This is a genomic window from Thalassolituus sp. ST750PaO-4, from assembly GCF_020320405.1.
GTDB classification, from domain to species: Bacteria; Pseudomonadota; Gammaproteobacteria; order Pseudomonadales; family Oceanobacteraceae; genus Venatoribacter; species Venatoribacter alkanivorans.
The window spans coordinates 665,600-685,269 of sequence record NZ_JABVCB010000007.1; the positions used below are offsets into that span (position 1 = coordinate 665,600).

A 19,670-nucleotide genomic window follows, 5' to 3' on the forward strand; every position below is an offset into this window, starting at 1 on the left:
TAAATAACATATTCTGTAGCCGGATGCCTGATGCTTTCCGGCCACAGAACAGGACTCCTGTCAGTCAAGCAGGCCATACCATTCAGGGAACAGCAGAATGGTAATTACCACGCCGACCTGCATTAAAATAAAAGGTACAACGCCGCGATAAATATCCATGGTGCGGACACCGGCGGGTGCGACCCCTTTTAAATAGAACAGACTGAAACCAAAAGGCGGTGTCAGGAAAGACGTCTGCAGGTTCATGGCAATCAGAATGGCGAACCAGACCGGAGCAATGCCCAGTGCGTTAGCAACCGGTGCCAGAATCGGTACGATGATAAAACTGATTTCCACGAAGTCGATAAAGAAGCCCAGAATCATAATGGCAACCATCGACAGAATCAGGAAGCCCATCGCACCACCTGGCATGTCAGACAGCAGTTCCTCAACAATATAATCGCCACCGGTGTAACTGAACGCCATGGAGAAGGCCGTTGCACCAAGCAGAATGGCGAAAACCATCGCAGAGATTTTTACCGTTTCCTGTGAGGCCTCGTACACCATTTTCCAGTTAAACTGGCCGTAAATCGCCGCCAGAAGCAGGGCGCCAACACCACCCAGTGCCGACGATTCTGTCGGGGTGGCAATACCGGCAAAAATGGAACCGAGAACAACAAGAATCAGCGCCAGCGGAGGAATAATCGCCTTTAATGCGCGGATATATTGCTCATGACGATGGGTTAAATCGTCGTCCATCGGCAGGGCAGGTGCAGCTTCTGGTTTAATCCAGGTGTAGATCAGGATATACACCACGTAGCAGCCAATCAGCACCAGACCGGGCGCTAATGCTGCCTGGAATAAGTCGCCAACGGGAATACCTAATACATCACCGAGAATAATCAGAATAATGGATGGTGGAATAATCTGCCCCAGGGTTCCGGAGGCGCAGATAGTTCCGCAGGCCAGAGACTTGTCATAATTATACTTCAGCATAACCGGCAGGGAGATTAATCCCATCGCAACAACCGATGCGCCAACAACGCCGGTAGAGGCGGCTAATAAAGCTCCCACAAGAACCGTGGAAATAGCCAGGCCACCACGCACACCACCAAAGAGTTTACCCATGGCTTCCAGCAGTTGTTCTGCCAGTCTGGTACGTTGCAGCACAATACCCATAAAGATAAACAGTGGTACTGCCATCAAGGTGACGTTTTCCATAATGCTTTGTACGCGGAAAGGCATAAAAGCGAAAATGTCCGGACCTTCAGCAAATACGCCAAAAATAAGGGCGACACCGCCAAAAGTAAACGCCACCGGGAAGCCGAAGATCAGCATCAGCAGGGCGACGAAAAACATAATAATACCGATCATAAAAGCCCCCGGTCGATTTTGGTTTCATGCTCATCTTTCAGGGCAATTACGCTGTTCAGAATCATTGCAATACCGGATATGGCCGTCGCAAAAAATGCAAATGGAATAACGGCTTTAATAATCCAGCGATTGCTCAGGCCGCCGGGATCGCCGGAGGTTTCGCCCAGGCTCCAGGCTTCATGCGCAAAATCGATACCGTACCAGCCGACCAGCAGGCAAAACGGGATCAGTAACAGCAGGCCGCCGGCAATATCAATAATGGCTTTGCGGCGGATGGATAAATTTTCATACACCAGATCCACGCGCACATGGCCACCGGCCCGCAGCGTGTAAGGAACACCCAGCATGAACATGGCAGCAAACAGATGCCATTCCATTTCCTGCATCGCGATGGAAACTTCGTTCAGGGCGTAACGCATGACAACGTCAATAAACACGTTCATCAGCATCAGAATAAAAAGCACAGCGGCGACTGTGCCGAGAAAATCGGAAAAGCGATTAATGGCCCGTTCTGCCTTAATCAGCATAATGCACTCCCGTTTGCCCCCGCCGGACTGGGTAAGCCCGGCGGGGCGTCTGTCGTTGTTATTGGGTCCTGATCAGTCGGCGCTGTTCAGGTAAGCTTTGTCAGAAATATCGGTCCAGCGGCGGGCTTTCTTCAGATAAGTTGCCTGCGAATCGAGAATTTCTTTGGCCAGTGGATCTTTTGCCGCACTTTCTGCCAGTAATTCGTTGTTGGCTTTATGCAGAGCTTTCATTACGTCAGCCGGGAAAGTACGGATCTGAACTTTAGGATAGTCTTTATCCAGCACGGCCATGTTTTCAGCGGATTCGTGGTAAGACTGAATGTACATATCGTAGGCTGCGGTACGCATCGCGACGCGCAGGACTTCCTGCAGATCCGCAGGCAGACGGTCCCATGAACGCTTGTTGATCATGAACTGCAGTTCGGTTGCAGGCTCATGCCAGCCGGTGTAGTAGTAAGGGGCGATCTTGTGGAAACCCATGCGCAGATCCAGCGACGGACCAACCCATTCCAGTGCATCGATGGTGCGGCGCTCAAGGGCAGTGTACAGCTCGCCTGGCGGGATATTGGTCGGGCTGGCGCCCAGTTTGGCCAGAACCTCACCGGCAAAGCCCGGAATACGCATTTTCAGGCCTTTCAGGTCTTCCAGGCTGTTGATTTCTTTCTGGAACCAACCACCCATCTGGTTACCGGTGTTGCCGCCCGGGAAGCTCAGGATATTGAACTCACCGTACACTTTTTCCATCAGCTCCATGCCGCCGCCGTAGTAGAACCAGGCGTATTGCTCAGGGGCGGTCATTCCGAATGGCATGGTGGTGAAATACAGCGTATTCGGTACTTTGCCTTTCCAGTAATAAGACGCTGAGTGGCCCATATCGTACTGACCGGCACGTACCATATCGAACACGCCAAAGGCTGACTTGTGCTTGTTGGCGGAGTCGATGGTGATCTGCAGACGGCCATTCGACATTTTCTCAGCCATCGCAGCCATATTACGCGGTGCGTCACCAAAAACGGGGAAGTTCGTCGGCCAGCTTTCGGCCAGTTTCAGACGGTATACTTTCTCGTCTGCCTGAGCAGTACCGAACATAGCCAGACTGCACGCAGCGGCTACCAGTACCTGTTTAAAGCGGGATAGGCGGATCATGGTTATTATCCTTTTTAGTGTTTCAGATTGATTGTGCGTACCCGAGAATAGGCACAGCACACCCTGACTTTTCGAGTGTGCAAGTCATGGCTGTTGATGACTATCCGCAGGACTGCGGTTTTGTAAGTAGTTCTGGCAACAACACGTAAGTAGTTTTACCAGTATGCTGTGAGGTGTCAGACCGGAGGCCGAAAAGGAAAAAGGCCCGCAGCCCTTGTCATTGCTGATATCAGGCTTGAAAAACAGGGTGAAAATATTGGTATGACCAATATTCCAGCGAGCGCTAGACTTTGGTCGTGTAAGGCCCTGATGAAGCCGGTTCGGGCCTGCATCATCTTCTGATTTCACGTTTTTCCGGGTTTTATGTACATTGCACAGCCACGATCAATATGCGCGGCGGATAGCGATGACAATGCCAGTACGGCCTGACAGGCCGGCAAAGAAAACAGAGCCATTGGCTGTGCGCTTATGGCATATATTCCGCCAGTTCCTGTGGCTGGGTTGCATCAGTTTTGGCGGGCCAGCGGCTCATCTGGGGTATTTTCAGCGTGTCTTTGTCCAGCGCCTGCAGTGGCTGAGTGCAGAGCATTACGCTCAGCTGGTGGCGCTGGCGCAGTTTCTGCCCGGGCCGGCGTCCAGTCAGGTCGGCTTTGCAATTGGCGTGCAACGGGCCGGAGTGGCAGGTGGTATCAGCGCGTTTATTGCCTTTACCCTGCCGTCTTTCTTACTGATGCTGGCGCTGACCGGCGGTCTTCATACCTTGCTGACTTATCACTGGTTTCCGGCGCTGATTCACGGCCTGAAATTGCTGGCCGTGATTGTTGTGGCCGATGCCACACTGAGCATGGCGAAGAGCTTCTGCAGCAGCGCTTTCAGCCGGGTATTGATGTTGCTTACTGCCGTTGTGCTCTGGCTGACGCCGCTGCCGGTTTGGCTGTTGCTGATTCTGGCAGCGTTCGGCGGCTGGATATATGCGCGCTGGCAGGGCACCAGACTGGCAGATTCTGCCGGGCAGGCAGAGCAACAGGCGCAGCCGTTTCAGTTGTATCCGGCCAAGCGTCTGGCACTGATTATCGGACTGATGCTATGGGCCGGTCTGTATTTACTCAGCCATCTGTCCGGCCTGAACGGTACTGCAGACGCTATGGGAATGTTCGCCGCTTTTTATCAGACCGGCAGTCTGGTGTTTGGTGGTGGCCATGTGGTGTTACCCCTGGTACAGCAGCAGTTTGCCGGGCAGCTGACTGCCGAAACCCTGCTTACCGGTTATGGCGCTGCACAGCTGGTGCCGGGCCCGATGTTTACCTTCGCCACGTTTTTAGGTGCTGAATTATTGCCAGAGGCTCGGGTGACCGGCGCTTTACTGGCAACGCTGGGGGTATTTTTACCGGGTTTTATCCTGTTAACGGCGGTGCAGCCGTTATGGTCGCAGTGGCTGGTTAAACCCGGTTTAAAGCACGCTTTAATGGGCGTTAATGCTGCGGTTGTCGGACTGTTACTGGCGATATTGGTCACACCGGTCGCCAGCTCAAGCCTGCTGAGTGGCGCCGATATTGTTTTTGCTGCGGTAGGTTTTATTGCCCTGCGGCGGAAAGCACTCAATGTAATCGGATTAATTCCGCTGGCACTGGGGTTTGGTTTGCTGGCGCCCTGATGTCAGCCCTCCAGCCAGTCTGATTCACAGTACACCAGATGCGGCAGGGGCTCCGGCGGCAGCAACTGATAGTCCCCTTGCTGATACAGACGTAAGCGCTGCGTATCGTCTTCCTGCCAGAGCTGCGGCCAGCGTTTACGGAACTCTTCCAGCACCTGTTGCGCCTGCTCAGGCCGCTGCTGCTCGTAGTGTGCCCGGGCCAGATATCTGGCCTGCAGCCGGGTGTCGGGAGAGCGGGCGGCCAGCAGTGCTTTGTCATACTGTTGCTGCTGCAGATAAATCCACAGAATTGAATAGTTGCTGTAGCCGATGCTGGTGGGCATTTGTAGGGTCTGATAATGCGTCTGAGCCTGCTGCAGCTCATCCAGCGCCTGAGAGAAATAGCGGCTGCGCTGTTTTTCCGGCGCGCTGCGCGCCAGATCGGCCAGTGCCCAGCCGCGGAAGAAGCGCGCATGGGCGAGATAGAGTTTGGTCGGCGCTGTATCGATAAAACTCTGAAATTGCTGCAGTGCCTTGTGCAGGTATTCGCTGTTCTGGCCATGACGGCCAAGGCTGCTCTGGTCGAGTCCCTGATCCAGACTGGCAAAGCCCAGATAGAGTTCACTCAGGCTGATCAGCGGAGTGGCTCCCAGCTGGCGGGCGATGCCGGCGGCTTCCTGAAAGTAGTCCTGCGCCAGATCCCCCCGGTGTAACTGCAATTGAAAAAAGCCGCCATAAATCAGCGCCTGAGCCAGATCATAGGGTTGCTTTAACGTGCGATAGGCAGCAATGGCTGCTGCCAGTGCAGTGCTGCGCTCATGCAGCGGGAAACGGTAATTCTGCGCAATTGCCAGCTCGGTGGCGGCGATCTGTGGCTGATTATTCAGCTGGCGGTAAAAATTAAGCGCTTTCTCCAGACGCAGGCGATTGCTGTCCAGATCGTTCAGAGGCGACTTTTCCAGACCACTGTTGCTGGGGTTGCCGAGATAAAACAACTGATCTGCGCGCAGTTGTATATCGGCGGATTGTTCTGTCCGCAGACTGGCCTGTTGCAGTAAGCGTTGATGCTCCTGCCAGTCCATTGCATCCCAGGCTTGTTGTGCCTTGAGCTGCAGGCTCTGAGTGATCAGCTCCGGGTCGGAGGTTTGTTGCGCCAGATTCAGTGCCTGATCAGCGAGCAGGCTGCTGCCGTTGTCGCCGCGCCATAAGGCCAGCTGTGCACGACTGTGCAGGGCAAAGGTTTTCAGGCTGAGGTCATTGTCCAGTTCGCTGGCGGGAATGGCGGCCAGTTGCTGTTCGGCCTGTTGCCATTCACCAAGATTGAGCAGGGCGCGTACCAGCCAGGCTCTGGCCCAGTGGCTGTCTGGCTCAATGGTCAGGGATGCCTGGAAATAGGGCCGTGCACGAACGGCACCTTGCTGACGCAGGGCCTGCATCCCCTGCGCCAGTGCCTGGGCAGCAATCGGGTCGGTTGCGGCTGCCGGGTGTTTTTCAGCGTGCTGCGGACGCAGTAAGGCCAGCAGTTGCTGACTGATGGCAAGCGACTCGGCCGGCAGCGATGGGTAGCTGATAGCCCCTTGCTGGATACGGCCATCACGATAAATCAGCTGAAAATCCAGCACCTGTTGCTGGTTATGCAGACGTACGCTGGCAAACAGCGCGGCGTCCTGCTGCTGGTCATTGAGCAGGGTGCGGATATGCACCGGCAGAGTTGGCCAGGGCAGGCCTGAATCGAGCAGTAATGACTGCGCCTGAGCCGGGGGGGTAACGCTCAGTTTTTGTTGGCGTTTCAGGTCAATGGCAATCATGTCCGCCAGCCCCAGCTCAAGCCAGGTCATCTGGCTTTCACCGGTGGCATTAATAAAAGGCAGAACCAGCAGGGATGACGTGCTGTCGGAAGGGGAGATCTGAGTGCTGGCCGGACGCCAGAGCAGCAGTGCGCTCACTAACAGGGCCAGTGCGCCGCCCAGCACTAATGTGAGTAACAGAGCCGGATGCCATGTCTGGCGTGCCATTGACTGGCCGGGCGATGGTTCACTTTCGCTGCTTGTCCCGGCGGCTGTCAGGCGGCCAATAAACTGATAACCACGCTGATTGAAGGTGCGGATATAACGCGGTGATTGGGCGTTGTCGCCCAGTGCCAGCCGCAGTTCACGAATACTCTGGGTGAGGGCGTTCTCGCGGTAGTCGCCGTGGGTCCACAGTTCGGCCAGCAGTTCCTCTTTACTGACTACCCGGTCGGCATGTTGCAACAGATAGTGCAGCAGGTTGGCAACCTTGTGGCGCAGCACGGTGTGTTCGCCCTGATCGCTGTGAAGACTGCCGCGCTCGGGGTCAAAGGTAAATGCGTCAAATCGGTACTGCCTGGTCATCCGTTGGGCCGTTTGCTGCCTGAGGTAAGGCGCCCATTCTAGGTAGTGCCGGCTTCCCCGGCAACCGTGCCGTTCTTTGGTGATTTCTATAAGTTATTGAAATATAAAGGAAAGTATAAATTTTATAAGGATTTTAAGAGGATTTTAGCCCGTTTACATAACCTAAGCGGCGCTTCCTGCTATCAATGCCGTTATTACCAACGACGGAGTCCGTTATGGACAGTTTTATTCAAACCGCCCTGTTTGATGGGCAATGGTCAGTCTGGGTGCCTCTGGCTGTATTTGCGACCGGCTTGCTGACCAGTCTTACTCCCTGCGTGTATCCCATGCTGCCGATTACGGTGGCGGTGGTCGGCAGTCACAGTACTGACCGCCGTCAGGCCTTTGTCTTGTCGCTTTTCTATGTTCTGGGGCTGTCACTGACCTACGCCATTCTGGGCGTTTTTGCGGCCAGCAGTGGCCAGCTGTTTGGCTCGGTCGCCAGCCATCCTGTCACGCTGTTGCTGGTGGCGTTTATGTGTCTGCTGTTCAGTGCCTGGATGCTGGGCTGGCTGAGAATGCCGGCCTTGCAGCTGCCAGACGTGCCTGCCGCTGGGCGAATGCCTCCCTTTATGCGCGTCATGCTCAGTGGTGCGGTATCGGGCTTGGTGCTGGCTCCCTGTACATCGCCGGTATTCGGCATGTTGCTGATGTATGTGGCCGGACAGGGCAGCGTGCCCTGGGCGCTGTTACTGATGTTTGTGTTTGCCCTCGGCATGAGTGCGTTGCTGCTGGCTGCTGGCACTTTCAGCGGCATGCTGGCACGACTGCCGAAATCCGGGCGCTGGTTGCTGCTCAGCCAGCGTCTGCTGGCCGGCCTGATGTTACTGGCTGCTGTGTGGTTCAGCTGGCAGGCGCTGCAACCGTTCTGAAGTTTCTGTTTTTAATCAATAAGGAGAACGCAATGTGTAAACCACTTAAACCTGTGCTCAGACCGGCGGCTTTGCTGCTGGGCCTGACGCTGATTCTGGCTCCCTCTCTGACGCAGGCGAAACCACCACTGGCGGTTGGCGATCCGGCGCCGGATTTCAGTGTGCAGACACTGGATGGCAAAACGCTGCAACTGAGCGAGCTGATCGGCAAGAAGCCGGTGTATCTGAAATTCTGGGCAACCTGGTGCAGCTACTGCAAAGCAGAAATGCCGTACCTGCAGTCCGTTTATGAGCAGCCGGGAGAGCCTGTTCAGGTACTGAGTGTGAATGTTGGTATTAACGATTCGGTAGCCAATATTCAGCAGCTGTTTAAAGCCGGGGGCTACAGCATGCCGACCACCTTTGATCAGAACGGAGCGCTGACCGCCGCTTATGGGGTGGTGGGTACGCCAACGCATATTCTAATCGACCGGGATGGGCGCGTGGCTTACCGCACGTTTTTACTGACCGATCAGCTGGAAAATATAGTGGCTGATTGGAGCCAGCAGGAGGACAAACAATGAAAGCAGGACTGATGTCTTTATTATTACTGGCACCGGTGGCGGTGCAGGCTGAATTCACCGATTTTCGGGGTGAACCGGTGGTCATTGAAAACGAAAAAATCCGCCATCTGGTGTTTACCGATATCTGGGCTGTTTATGATGGCCGGGGCGATGAACAATTGCTGGAACGCCTGCCTGCCAGTTTCCGTCAGCAAAGCCAGCAAATCTGGATTCAGCCGCAGTTAAATGTTACCACCGCGCAGCTGGAGGAATTTTCGGGCTACTATCCGCAATTGCAGCCGCTGGTGCTGGACAAGGAATTCCGCCTGATGCGCAGCGAGGGCGTATGGGAATCGCCTTATCATGTGCTTTATCAGGGCGAGCAGCGCGTGTTTTCCGGCAGTACGGATGAACTGCGACGTTATCTGGGTCTGACGGTAACAGAAAAAATGGAAGCTGTTGCGGCTGACAAGGCTTCTGATAACGAGGCTGACAATGCGGTTGTTAGCGCCGGCCCTCAGCAGAGAAAAAAACAACAGCCGGTACAGCAGAAAAAGCCGCAGGCCGGTGCTGATATGGGCGATATCATGTTGCTCAATACCGGGGGCAAAGAGCAGAGTCTTAAAATGCTGACAGCAGAAAAACCGCTAAGCCTGGTTTTTCTCGATACCCTGTGTCCTATGCCACATTTTCCCGGCTGCGAAGATAAAATCGCGCAGCTGAATCAGCTGGTAGCAAGTACACCGGAGCGCCAGTGGTTAGGTGTTGTTAATTCTTACTATGTTAATGCTGAGGCGGTAGAACCTTTCCGTCAGCGTTTTAAACTGACGCTGCCGTTAATGTTTGATCACGGGCATAAAGTCTTTGATGCCTTTGGCATACATGCAACACCTTATCAGGTTGATATCGGTATCGGTGGTGTTCTGAAAAACAGGGGGGATCAGATTCACTAACATAAAAAGCCCGCAATCGCGGGCTTTTTTATGCGTCAGAATTTTCTTTGACACCGATGTTTGTATTTTTAAGGTTATTGCTGTGGATTTTTCAGGGTTAACGCTATCTGAGGCTGAAGGATCAGCTCTGAGCCTTTTTCATGATAATCGGGAATCGTAATATCAACAGCATAGCTGATTCCGTTTCTATCATTCTGATAAATGCTGGTGCTGAGTTGTTCCTGACCACTGCAATCTTCAGAGGCAAAACATTCAAAATCACCGCTGGTCTGGTATTCATAATTACCATGATAAAAAGCGCCTAAATGTCGTTTTCCATCGTCATCTTCAATATAAATTTCATTTGCAATTAAAGCTATTCTTGCTTCTAAGAAGAAATTAACCAACGTTTCATTCCACAGAAGAGGATAACCATTATCTGCTGTCAGGGTGCTGTTCTCTACACTGATACAGCGAGGAGTAACTCCAGGGCTGGTGTATACGGGGCCTTCGGGAGCGTCGCTGTTAACGACCAGTGACAATTCGGGGGCTGTATGCAGCTCGGTGGAGTCTGATATTTTAACTGCATAGAAATGTTCTTCTTTACTGGGGCTCACAGCGTTGAATTGGCTGTAGTAGGCTTTATTCCAGTAGCTGAGTTCACCGTAAAAGTGGTTGAAATTCTGACTAAAATAAAAGTCGTAAGTGGTGGTCAGGGTATTATCCGGCGTAATCCACTTTATTGTCTGGCGCCGTTTGGATAAGTCGAAGTCTTTTCGCTGGCTGTTGCCATAAGGTTCTTCATACCATGTCATATTGCACATTTGTATCCATAGAATATGGTCTTCTGGCGTATGCTCAATAACGATAAACTGGCGTTTATCGGTACGGTAGGTGGTTCTGAAGTCTTTTTCCCCTTGTTTAAACTCAGAGTCAGAAACCACCATCCAGATACCATTTGGCGTATCGGTTGCTAATGCAGGGTTAACGGCAGGCAGGGATTGCGGAAATTCAATCTGATTAATATCAACTTCTTTATCTTTAGTGTCATCACCGCCACCACAGGCCGTCAGAATAGCGGTAAGGGAAGTGAGCAGTAACAGGATAATACGGTGAGTCATGTTGTTCCTTAACATTTAAACGTTTATAGCTGTCTTGCCGTTAGTGCTGCATTAATAATTCACAAACCAGTGCCGTTCCCAGGTCAGCATAACTTTTTCCGGGTATTTTGTGCGGCCAAGGCTGCCGTTGTAGCGTGCTAACGCACGAATCCAGTCGCCTTTTTCTTTATCGAGATAATGTTTGAGGATGGTACAGCCGTAACGCAGGTTGGTGGCAGGGTGCATCAGGTTGTCGTCGGTGCGGCCGATTTCTTTTTTCCAGAATGGCATCACCTGCATATACCCCTGGGCGCCGACGTAAGACAGGGCAAAACGGTCAAAGGCGCTTTCGACCTGAATGACCGATAACACCAGTTCCGGTGATAAACCGGCCCGGCTGGCTTCTTTATGAATCAGGCTGAGTAATTCCAGCCGTTGTTTATCGTTTTTGATATAGCGTTTAAGGCGTGCCGACATATCGACCAGCCAGACCTGAGCATCGTATTTATCTTCAAAGGATTCGCTGCTGTTAACCGCATCTTTTAATGCGTTGCGCAGTTCCGGATCAATACTTTGTGCAGAGCTCTGCGTAGCACTATAGGAGGGCAGGCTGATCAACATCAGAGCCAGCAGAGCGAAAAAAACCAGCGAACGCACAAGGCGTCCACTGGTTTCAGCTGTGAAGTCCCGGTTCGGAGTCTGCACAGAGGTCAGCATTTAACCAATCTGCTGCTTAAGAAAATCAAGGATGTCGGCCAGTGGGATATCCTGAGCTTCGCCATGGCGGCGCGCTTTGTATTCCACATTACCGGCTTCCAGACCACGGTCGCTGATCACGATACGATGTGGCAGGCCCATCAGTTCCATATCGGCGAATTTAACCCCAGGGCTGGTTTTCTTGTCGCGGTCGTCCAGATACACGTCGAAGCCCGCGGCGGTCAGCTGAGCGTACAGCTCATCGGTGGTCTTGGTGACGGCTTCGGATTTCTGGTAAGCCATAGGCACAATACCGATGTTGAACGGTGCAATTGCATCCGGCCAGATAATGCCTTTGTCGTCGTGGTTCTGTTCGATCGCTGAAGCAACAACACGGCTGACACCGATGCCGTAACAACCCATCACCAGCGTACGGTCTTTACCGTTCTCATCCAGCACTTTGGCTTTCATGGCTTCGGAGTACTTGGTGCCGAGCTGGAAAATATGGCCCACTTCGATACCGCGTTTGATTTCCAGTGTGCCTTTGCCGCATGGGCTTGGGTCGCCGGCAACCACGTTACGCAGATCACGGACTTCCGGCAGCTCGCAGTCACGTTCCCAGTTAAAGCCGGTCAGGTGGGTGTCAGCGGCATTGGCGCCACAGATAAAGTCGGCCATGTGCGCCGCAGAACGGTCAACATAGCACTTGGCTTGGATGCCCTGCGGGCCGACAAAACCACTGACGCCGCCAATGGCTGCGATTTCAGCTTCAGAAGCAAACTGCAGTGGTGCTGCGACACCGGCAATCTTCTCGGCTTTGATTTCGTTCAGCTCGTGGTCGCCACGCAGGAACAGCACCACAGGAGCCGGTTCGCCCAGCGCGTTTTCTTCGGTGTGTTCACCACGTACAACGATGGCTTTCAGCACCTGAGCCGGGCTGGCTTTGAGGAAGCTGGCAACGTCTTCGATGCTGGTCATCGCCGGCGTGGTAACGCTGGTCAGCGCAGCCGTGGCCGCCGGACGCTCACCCGCCGGTGCTACGGCTTCGGCCAGTTCGACGTTGGCGGCGTAATCGCTCTCATTGGAGAAGGCAATATCGTCTTCACCGGAAGAAGCCAGTACGTGGAATTCGTGTGAAGACGCACCGCCGATTGAGCCGGTATCGGCCAGAACCGGACGGAAATCCAGACCCAGACGGGTAAAGATGCGCGAGTAGGCTTCGTGCATTTTGTCGTAGGTAATCTGCAGACTGGCTTCGTCGGCATGGAAGGAATAAGCATCCTTCATGATGAATTCACGCGCGCGCATCACACCAAAACGCGGACGGGTCTCGTCGCGGAATTTGGTCTGAATCTGGTACAGGTTAACCGGCAGCTGCTTGTAGCTCGACAGCTGGTTACGGGCCAGATCGGTGATCACTTCTTCGTGGGTCGGGCCGATGCAGAAGTCACGGTTGTGGCGGTCTTTTACGCGCAGCAGTTCGCCGCCGTACTGGAACCAGCGCCCGGTTTCTTCCCACAGCTCAGCTGGCTGTACCGCGGGCATCAGCACTTCCTGAGCGCCGGCGCGGTTCATTTCTTCACGCACAATGGCTTCGACCTTGCGTAGGGTGCGCAGACCAAGCGGCATCCAGGTGTACAGGCCGGCGGCCAGTTTGCGGATCATGCCGGAGCGCATCATCAGCTGATGGCTGACGACAACGGCATCGGCCGGGGTTTCTTTTTCGGTTGCAATCAGAAATTCGGTGGCGCGCATAAGCTTTGTCTGGATTCCACATGAGTGAATAGGAGGAGATTGCCGCGATTTTATCGCTTGCGCGCTCCGGCGGCAATTTACCATTTGGCCGGCTTTTGCAATGTGCTACCCCGACAGCCGTCTGCTCGTTGCCGGGCTGACATATAAAATTCACCGCAGGGCTCTTGTGCAGTCACTCAGCTATGACATACTCGCGGTCCATTCGTCCGTGTAAAAGGTGATGTCATGGCGGAGGCCGACGATTTGCACAGTGCGGCGCACAATATGCAGGCAAAGCAGGTTACAGCTTCTGCTGAAGCACCGGTATCTGAAGCCTGCCTGCGTAATCAACAACCCATTGCCGATATGCTGGAACGGGAGCTGCCACCGCACTCTGTTGTGTTGGAGATTGGCAGCGGTACCGGTCAGCATGCTGCCTTTATCAGCCGCCGTTTGCCGGGTATTAAATGGCAACCGTCTGAGCTTGCCGACCGTATTGCCGGTATCAATGCCTGGCGCGAACGCGCGCAGAACAGTAATTTTCTGCCGCCTCTGGTGCTGGATGTGGCACAGGACCTGTGGCCGGTTAAACAGGTGGATGCGGTATTCAGTGCCAACGTGGTGCATTTTATCGGCTGGCCTAAAGTACGTGCCATGATGGCGGGTATCGGCCGGGTGCTGAAGCATACCGGTCTGGCATTTTTTTACGGCCCGTTTAATTACGGCGGTCAGTTTACCAGTGACGGTAACCGCCTTCTGGATCAGTGGCTGCGTGAGCGTGATCCGGACTCGGGCATTAAAGACTTTGAACAAATCGTGCTGGCGGCGCGTAAAGAAAAACTGCGTCTGCTGAAAGATATCGCCATGCCCGCCAATAACCGTCTGCTGGTGCTGCAAAAATATGTCTGATACATCGTCTTCTGCTGCAAAAGCACTCACTCCCTGCGCCTGGGCGAAAGGGGATGATTATCTTGAATATCACAACAACGAATGGGGCATCCCTAATTACGACCGGCAGAAACTGTTTGAAAAACTCTGCCTTGAAGGTCAGCAGGCGGGTTTAAGCTGGATTACCGTCTTGCGTAAGCGCGACCATTACCGCCAATGTTTTTACGGCTTTAATCCGCAAAAAATCGCCCGCATGACGGATGAACAGATTGAGACATTACTGACCGATACCGGACTGATCCGTAACCGCTTAAAACTGTATGGCATCCGCAAAAATGCTCTGGCCTTGCTGGCGCTGGAAAAACAGGGTACCGATTTTGTTGAATTGCTCTGGAGTTTTGTTGGCGGCGAGCCTGTGATTAACCGTTTTGCCAGTATGAAAGAGGTTCCGGCCGAGACGACTGCCGCCAAAGCCATGAGTAAAGCACTGAAAAAGGCAGGTTTTACCTTTGTTGGCCCGACCATCTGTTATGCCTTTATGCAAAGCATGGGGCTGGTGAACGACCATATGACCGATTGTCCCTGTCATCCGGATAACCAGCGCTGAAGCGGGTTATGCTGTATTTTTGTATTCAATTTAAAAGGAATTATGCTCTGATGATCGTCTGCAGATCCGTGGCCGCCGCATTGCTGATGGCTCTTACTCCGTTTGGTTTTGCTCAGGAAAAAAGCAGCGCTGACGATACTATATTTGTGTATCTGGACGAAGTCGGCGGCCCGTATTTTGATGAATGGTATCTGCACGGCGATATCGCCCGGCCGGAAGGGCTGAGGCTGCAGCGCAGCGGTAAATCCGGCGAATTGTCGGTTCCTGTGACGGTCGACTGTCACGCCGCAACGGTGGACGTCAGCGGGCCGGGGCTGGTGTTTGAAAGTATGGATATCAGCGCCGGTGAGGCGCAGGAATATATTATTGCGCCCCTCGCTGAAGCGGTTGTTCAGAAAGTCTGCCCTTAATCTGCCGTTTATTCGCAGTGCTCATAAACGGAGCCCATAAATAGTGCTCATACATCGCGCCTGTAAATAGCGCTCAGGCGCCACGATCATCCCTGTGTTATCTGTCTTCTTTTTCTGTCAGCACCCGCGCGTATCAGTGCTCGGCGGTTTGACGAACCGGCTGATATGAACCAGTTTTTATAACAGGTTGTATTTTTCAGATGGGTAAAGGAGCAGACCTTTGATACTCAGCAGTGATGAAACCGAAATGCTGGTGCGCTTACTGACGGCTCTGGCGGCGGGTGTTCTGATTGGTTACGAACGTTCTTACAGCGGCCGGCCGGCGGGCTTCCGTACTCATGGTCTGGTCAGTCTGGCGTCCTGTATGCTGATGCTGGTCACCGTTTATGAAGCACACTGGCTGCGCACGTCGGTTGATTTAATCCGTCTTGATCCTACCCGTATGGCGCAGGGCATTATGACCGGCATTGGTTTTTTAGGTGCCGGTGTGATTATGAAAGATGGTATTTCGGTACGTGGTTTAACCACGGCGGCGTCTATCTGGATTACCGCGACCATCGGCATTCTTGCCGGTATCGGTTTTTATGTACCGATGCTTATCTCCATCGTTCTTACGCTGGGTACGCTGTCATTATTCCGCTGGCTGGAAGCCTTTATGCCCAGTCAGGCCTATTATCATTTTGATGTTAAGGTCGCGCGTACATCGGATATGACGGAAGCAACATTGCGTGCGCTGCTGAAAGAACATGGCTTCAGCATTGCCAATTTCAGCTACCGGCTGGATGGTGAAGAACAGATGCGGCGCCACGGTATGGTGTTGCGTACCTCAGACCGCAGTAGTGTCGGCCGCTTATTCACCACACTGGAAACACTGGATTCGATTCAGCAGTTTCGTATTACGCCAACCGGTGATTGACATTCAGCGCCATCAGTCGAGCCGCTTTTTAAAGCGTAATGCTGCAAATACCAAACCGCCCAGGGTGAAAGCTGCGAGCCACAGGGCATCGCGCTGTAAATCCCAGAGCAGGGCATCGCGTAAGACAATTCCCCGTACCATGCGCATAAAATGCGTGGCCGGCAGTGCTTCGGAAATAATCTGTGCCGGCTGCGGCATGGCCTCGTAGGGGAACATAAAGCCCGATAATAAAATCGATGGCATTAAAATAAATACCGTCATCTGCATCGCCTGCAGCTGGGTTTTGGCAATGGTTGAAATAACCAGTCCCAGAGTCAGACTGGCGAAAATAAACAGCAGTGCAGCCACCAGTAAGGTCAGTAATCCACCCCGAACCGGCACCGAAAAAAGCAGGTGTCCGATGCCTAAGATAATGCCGACCTGAATTAAACCAACCAGTACATAAGGCACGATTTTACCGATCATTAATTCCATCGGTTTTACCGGCGTGGCGATCAGAAATTCCATATTGCCCTGTTCACGCTCACGCACGATAGCGGCGGAGGTAAACATAATCATGGTCATGGTCAGAATAATGGCCAGCAGACCGGGCACAATATTAACTACGCTGCGCTGCTGTGGATTAAAAAACTGCACCACTTCAAAGGTGGGGACGTTATCTTTTAATGCCCGCCCGGCCAGAGTATCCAGCGGCAGCTGACGCAGGCTGCGGATGCTGGCGGCAATGACGGTATCGCCGCCATCAACCAGCCACTGGCCAACAGGCTGCAGGGTTTGGCTGTTACTGCGGCCGCTGTCGCGGTTAAACGCCGGGTGCACACTCAGGCGCTGACCGAGATCGGCGGGCAGGTAAAGCACGGCTTTAACATCACCGCGGACAATGGCCTGTTCTGCCTCCTGAGCTGAGGCGTAGACCCGCACAAAGTCGACGGTCTGACAGGCCTCGGTAATGGCAATGAGTTCGCGGCTGTAAGACGACTGACTCAGGTCGACCAGTCCGGCCGGTATATGGCGCACATCGGTGTTGATGGCGTAGCCAAACAGCAGCAGCTGTACCAGTGGAATCATCACAATCATGCCAAAGGTCATGCGGTCGCGCGCCAGCTGGCGGATTTCCTTAACAACAATGGCGGCTACACGGCGCCAGGTGGCCAGCAGCGGATTGTGTTGTATACGCAGCTCAGGCATGGCGTTCTCCCTGCTCAGCAGCCGGACTGATGACGGATGCGGGGGCCGCCGGGTGTTGACCGGTGCAGGCAACAAACACATCTTCCAGACTGGGGCGTACCGCTTCGATGCGGCGGCCATTGACCTGAGCCTGCAGCCACTGCTGTGGTTGTTCGGTCTGATCGCGTACCAGTACCCGCAAACGGGTGCCCAGCTGCGCGGCTGACAGTACCTGCGGGCATTGCACCAGCTGGCTTTTCAGGGTGCGCAGATCGTTGCCTTCCACTTCCAGCACATGCGCGCCCATGGTGGCCATTAATTCAGCCGGTGATCCGTCGGCGCGTTTAACACCGTTTTCCAGAATGGCCAGCGCATGGCAGCGTTCGGCCTCATCCATATAGTGGGTGGAGACCAGAATGGTGGTACCGGCATTACACAGGTCGAACAACCGTTCCCAGAATTCACGGCGGTTTTCCGGATCGACCGCCGAGGTTGGTTCATCCAGAAACAGCAGATCCGGGTGATGCAGGGTGGCGGCAGCCAGTGCCAGCCGTTGTTTCTGACCGCCACTGAGTGAGCCGGCCAGCTGCGTCTGGCGCTTATCCAGTGCATACAGGGCGAGTAATTCGTTGACCCGCTCACGGCTCTGACGGCTGTTAAGGCCATAAATCTGCGCAACAAAACTGAGGTTCTCGCGGATGCTGAGGTTGTCGTACAGCGAAAACTTCTGCGTCATATAGCCAATGCGCAGGCGCAGGGCTTCGGCTTCTTCCGGCAGGCGCTGGCCCAGGACTTCCAGCTCGCCGGAAGTGGGTGTCAGCAGGCCGGTCAGCATGCGGATCGAGGTGGATTTACCGCAGCCGTTGGGGCCGAGAAAACCATAAATAGTCCCGCGCGGAATCTGCAGGTCGAGATGATCGACCGCGATATTGTTACCAAAGCAGCGGGTCATTTTCTGTACGTTAATCGCCAGATCGCTCATGGTTTGCTTCCCTGTGCTGAAGCGTCGTCTGGCAGTAAAACCTCAACCGCCAGACCGCTGGCGAGCCCGGCAGGCATATCGTTCAGTACGATTTCCGTCAGGTGCATCAGTCGTGCGCGGTCGCGTTCATTCAGGGCGAAATACGGGGTATAGGCGGGCTGCGCACGGACATTCCGCACCCGGCCATGCAGTGTTTGCGGCAGGCCTTCGACCCGCACCTCGACCTCTGTGCCAACACTCAGCGCGGCGATCTTGCTTTGCGGTACATACACCCGCACATAGGGTTCGGCATCGGCCAGTAAGGTCAGCAGGGGCGTACCGGCATTCACCCGAGAGCCGGCTTCGGCAGCAATCAGATCAATGCGTGCTGCCAGCGGTGCACGCAGGGTTAAGTCATCCAGATTCTTCTGTTCAGCGGCCAGACGGGCTTCGGCGGCTCTGAGTGCGGCCTGGGCCTGACGGATTTTTTCCGGCCGGGTACCGTTGGTTAACTGACGCAGTTGTTCTTCGGCCTGATCGAGGCGGGCAGCGGCGGCATCGTGCTGGGCGATGGCATTGTCGAGTTCGGCCTGACCAATCATCTGTTGTTTAAACAGGGTGCGATTACGGCTCAGGCGCTGGCTGGCTTCGGTCAGACTGGCGCGAGCGGCTTCAGCTGCTGCTGCGGCGGCGGCGCGTTCTTCGCGGCGGGCACCAGCCAGCAATTCATCCAGCGTGGCGCGGGCACTGTCGAGTTCGGCCTGACGCTGCTGCAGACGGCTTTCTGCCAGTGTGTTGTCGAGGGTCAGCAGGATATCGCCGGGCTGAACGCTCTGACCTTCAGTCACATTCAGGGTGCGGATGACTTCGCTGACCGGGGCGCTCAGGCTGATACGGTCGCGTTCCAGCGTGCCCAGGGCAACGGATGAATCGTCGCTGCCGCAGGCGCACAGCAACAGGTAAAAGGGGGTAAGCCATAGCGTTTTCATTTCAGGTTCTCCCCGCTGGTGTTCTGATCGGTAGCGGATTCTGGCGGTGTGAATACGCCCTGGCTGAACAGGCGGCTGTTATGACCGGCCAGTGCTGCCAGAGTGTCGGGATTAATGCTGATGCCCAGGCGGCGCAAAATTAAAGGGGGCGCGACCAGCGGAAATACCATCAGGCTGATAAACGACAGCCGCGCAAACTGTGGATTAACACTCTGATCAAACTGACCGGGCAGCAGCAGGGCCTGTTTCAGCCAGCTGTCGGACGCCTGGACAACATCGGCGAAGACGCGGCTTAAAATGGCAAAAGGCTCCAGATCATCGCCTTCGTTCAGAATGCGGAACACCAGCCGCGGCAGATGCGGATGGCGCCCCATAATCCGGTAATAGGTCTGCATCAGGTGCTCGGCCTGCTGTTGCGCTGCAGGGAGCTGGCCTGCTGTCGCCGTGCCAGCTCCGGCCTTACGCAGGGCATCCAGCACCGGTGCCAGGGTTTCGCGCATCATCGCCTCAAACAGGCCGGCCTTGCCGCCAAAGTAGTAACGCACCAGTGCGGCATCGACTCCGGCATAACGGGCGACTTCGCGCAGGGTCACGGTGCGGTAGGGGCGGTTGGCAAAGAGTTCACGGGCGGTTTCCAGTAAAGCCTCGCGGGCATCGGAATCGCCCAGCGGGCGGCCACGGCGTGTTTTTTTTGCATCGGCTGTTGCAGCCTTGGGTGCTGCATCCGGACCTTTGCTGTGGGTGTTCTCTGAAGGGGGCTGTTCCATGCTGATCGCCTGTTTCATC

At 54.4% G+C, this 19,670-nt stretch carries 19 protein-coding genes; 8 read left to right on the top strand and 11 right to left on the bottom strand.

Going from position 1 to position 19,670, the window contains the following annotated elements; genetic code table 11:
* Positions 1-60 precede the first annotated feature (60 nt).
* The 3 genes from HUF18_RS08805 to HUF18_RS08815 all read right to left on the bottom strand — a co-directional run bounded on the left by HUF18_RS08805 (position 61) and on the right by HUF18_RS08815 (position 3,026).
* Positions 61-1,353, bottom strand: coding sequence for a TRAP transporter large permease (locus HUF18_RS08805; protein ID WP_145468980.1), 1,293 nt, complete (start codon positions 1,351-1,353; stop codon positions 61-63).
* The gene (locus tag HUF18_RS08810) at positions 1,350-1,880 is read right to left on the bottom strand and encodes a TRAP transporter small permease subunit (protein ID WP_145468979.1); all 531 of its coding nucleotides are present in this window, start codon (positions 1,878-1,880) and stop codon (positions 1,350-1,352) included. Before HUF18_RS08810 ends, HUF18_RS08805 begins: the two co-directional genes overlap by 4 nt.
* A gap of 72 nt (positions 1,881-1,952) precedes the next feature.
* The gene (locus HUF18_RS08815) at positions 1,953-3,026 is read right to left on the bottom strand and encodes a TRAP transporter substrate-binding protein (RefSeq protein WP_145468978.1); all 1,074 of its coding nucleotides are present in this window, start codon (positions 3,024-3,026) and stop codon (positions 1,953-1,955) included.
* Positions 3,027-3,486: 460 nt separating this feature from the next.
* Between HUF18_RS08815 and chrA the strand changes: the two genes are divergently transcribed.
* Positions 3,487-4,680 carry a chromate efflux transporter gene (gene chrA, locus HUF18_RS08820; RefSeq protein WP_225691914.1) on the top strand — a complete coding sequence of 398 codons (1,194 nt, stop codon included), beginning with the start codon at positions 3,487-3,489 and terminating at the stop codon, positions 4,678-4,680.
* Between the two features lie 2 nt (positions 4,681-4,682).
* On the opposite strand, the gene HUF18_RS08825 is transcribed toward chrA, so the two are convergent.
* Positions 4,683-7,031 (bottom strand): winged helix-turn-helix domain-containing protein, encoded by a 2,349-nt coding sequence (locus HUF18_RS08825; protein WP_225691915.1) that lies wholly within the window; start codon positions 7,029-7,031, stop codon positions 4,683-4,685.
* Between the two features lie 215 nt (positions 7,032-7,246).
* On the opposite strand from HUF18_RS08825, the gene HUF18_RS08830 reads away from it, so the two are divergent.
* The 3 genes from HUF18_RS08830 to HUF18_RS08840 are packed head-to-tail and all read left to right on the top strand — an operon-like array spanning position 7,247 to position 9,437.
* Complete coding sequence (locus tag HUF18_RS08830) at positions 7,247-7,942, top strand: cytochrome c biogenesis protein CcdA (RefSeq protein WP_225691916.1); 696 nt, start codon at positions 7,247-7,249, stop codon at positions 7,940-7,942.
* A 32-nt stretch (positions 7,943-7,974) separates the two neighbouring features.
* Positions 7,975-8,505 (top strand): TlpA family protein disulfide reductase, encoded by a 531-nt coding sequence (locus HUF18_RS08835; RefSeq protein ID WP_225691917.1) that lies wholly within the window; start codon positions 7,975-7,977, stop codon positions 8,503-8,505.
* A complete protein-coding gene (locus HUF18_RS08840; protein ID WP_225691918.1) occupies positions 8,502-9,437 on the top strand; it encodes a TlpA family protein disulfide reductase in 936 nt (311 codons plus the stop codon). Before HUF18_RS08835 ends, HUF18_RS08840 begins: the two co-directional genes overlap by 4 nt.
* Positions 9,438-9,511: 74 nt before the next feature.
* Here the strand turns inward: HUF18_RS08840 and HUF18_RS08845 are convergent, their stop codons facing one another.
* The 3 genes from HUF18_RS08845 to HUF18_RS08855 all read right to left on the bottom strand — a co-directional run bounded on the left by HUF18_RS08845 (position 9,512) and on the right by HUF18_RS08855 (position 12,967).
* Positions 9,512-10,537, bottom strand: a complete 1,026-nt coding sequence (locus tag HUF18_RS08845; protein ID WP_225691919.1) for a hypothetical protein — start codon at positions 10,535-10,537, stop codon at positions 9,512-9,514.
* Between the two features lie 51 nt (positions 10,538-10,588).
* Positions 10,589-11,137 carry a lytic transglycosylase domain-containing protein gene (locus tag HUF18_RS08850; RefSeq protein WP_225692020.1) on the bottom strand — a complete coding sequence of 183 codons (549 nt, stop codon included), beginning with the start codon at positions 11,135-11,137 and terminating at the stop codon, positions 10,589-10,591.
* 96 nt (positions 11,138-11,233) lie between these two features.
* Positions 11,234-12,967, bottom strand: a complete 1,734-nt coding sequence (locus HUF18_RS08855) for a proline--tRNA ligase (protein ID WP_225691920.1) — start codon at positions 12,965-12,967, stop codon at positions 11,234-11,236.
* 225 nt (positions 12,968-13,192) lie between these two features.
* Between HUF18_RS08855 and HUF18_RS08860 the strand changes: the two genes are divergently transcribed.
* The 4 genes from HUF18_RS08860 to HUF18_RS08875 all read left to right on the top strand — a co-directional run bounded on the left by HUF18_RS08860 (position 13,193) and on the right by HUF18_RS08875 (position 15,767).
* Positions 13,193-13,855 carry a DUF938 domain-containing protein gene (locus tag HUF18_RS08860; RefSeq protein WP_222428549.1) on the top strand — a complete coding sequence of 221 codons (663 nt, stop codon included), beginning with the start codon at positions 13,193-13,195 and terminating at the stop codon, positions 13,853-13,855.
* The gene (locus HUF18_RS08865) at positions 13,848-14,441 is read left to right on the top strand and encodes a DNA-3-methyladenine glycosylase I (protein ID WP_225691921.1); all 594 of its coding nucleotides are present in this window, start codon (positions 13,848-13,850) and stop codon (positions 14,439-14,441) included. The genes HUF18_RS08860 and HUF18_RS08865 overlap by 8 nt, the downstream gene beginning before the upstream one ends.
* Before the next feature lie 50 nt (positions 14,442-14,491).
* Positions 14,492-14,851: a hypothetical protein gene (locus HUF18_RS08870; protein ID WP_225691922.1), complete on the top strand. Its 360-nt coding sequence runs from the start codon at positions 14,492-14,494 to the stop codon at positions 14,849-14,851.
* 220 nt (positions 14,852-15,071) lie between these two features.
* Positions 15,072-15,767 carry an MgtC/SapB family protein gene (locus HUF18_RS08875; RefSeq protein WP_225691923.1) on the top strand — a complete coding sequence of 232 codons (696 nt, stop codon included), beginning with the start codon at positions 15,072-15,074 and terminating at the stop codon, positions 15,765-15,767.
* 12 nt (positions 15,768-15,779) lie between these two features.
* Here HUF18_RS08875 and HUF18_RS08880 read toward each other — a convergent pair whose 3' ends face one another.
* Genes HUF18_RS08880 through HUF18_RS08895 form a run of 4 tightly spaced genes read right to left on the bottom strand, consistent with a single transcriptional unit; the run spans position 15,780 to position 19,651 of the window.
* Positions 15,780-16,955, bottom strand: coding sequence for an ABC transporter permease (locus HUF18_RS08880; RefSeq protein WP_225691924.1), 1,176 nt, complete (start codon positions 16,953-16,955; stop codon positions 15,780-15,782).
* Positions 16,948-17,916: an ABC transporter ATP-binding protein gene (locus tag HUF18_RS08885; RefSeq protein ID WP_225691925.1), complete on the bottom strand. Its 969-nt coding sequence runs from the start codon at positions 17,914-17,916 to the stop codon at positions 16,948-16,950. Before HUF18_RS08885 ends, HUF18_RS08880 begins: the two co-directional genes overlap by 8 nt.
* Positions 17,913-18,884, bottom strand: coding sequence for an HlyD family secretion protein (locus tag HUF18_RS08890; protein WP_225691926.1), 972 nt, complete (start codon positions 18,882-18,884; stop codon positions 17,913-17,915). Before HUF18_RS08890 ends, HUF18_RS08885 begins: the two co-directional genes overlap by 4 nt.
* Positions 18,881-19,651 (bottom strand): TetR/AcrR family transcriptional regulator, encoded by a 771-nt coding sequence (locus HUF18_RS08895; RefSeq protein WP_225691927.1) that lies wholly within the window; start codon positions 19,649-19,651, stop codon positions 18,881-18,883. Before HUF18_RS08895 ends, HUF18_RS08890 begins: the two co-directional genes overlap by 4 nt.
* Positions 19,652-19,670 lie beyond the last annotated feature (19 nt).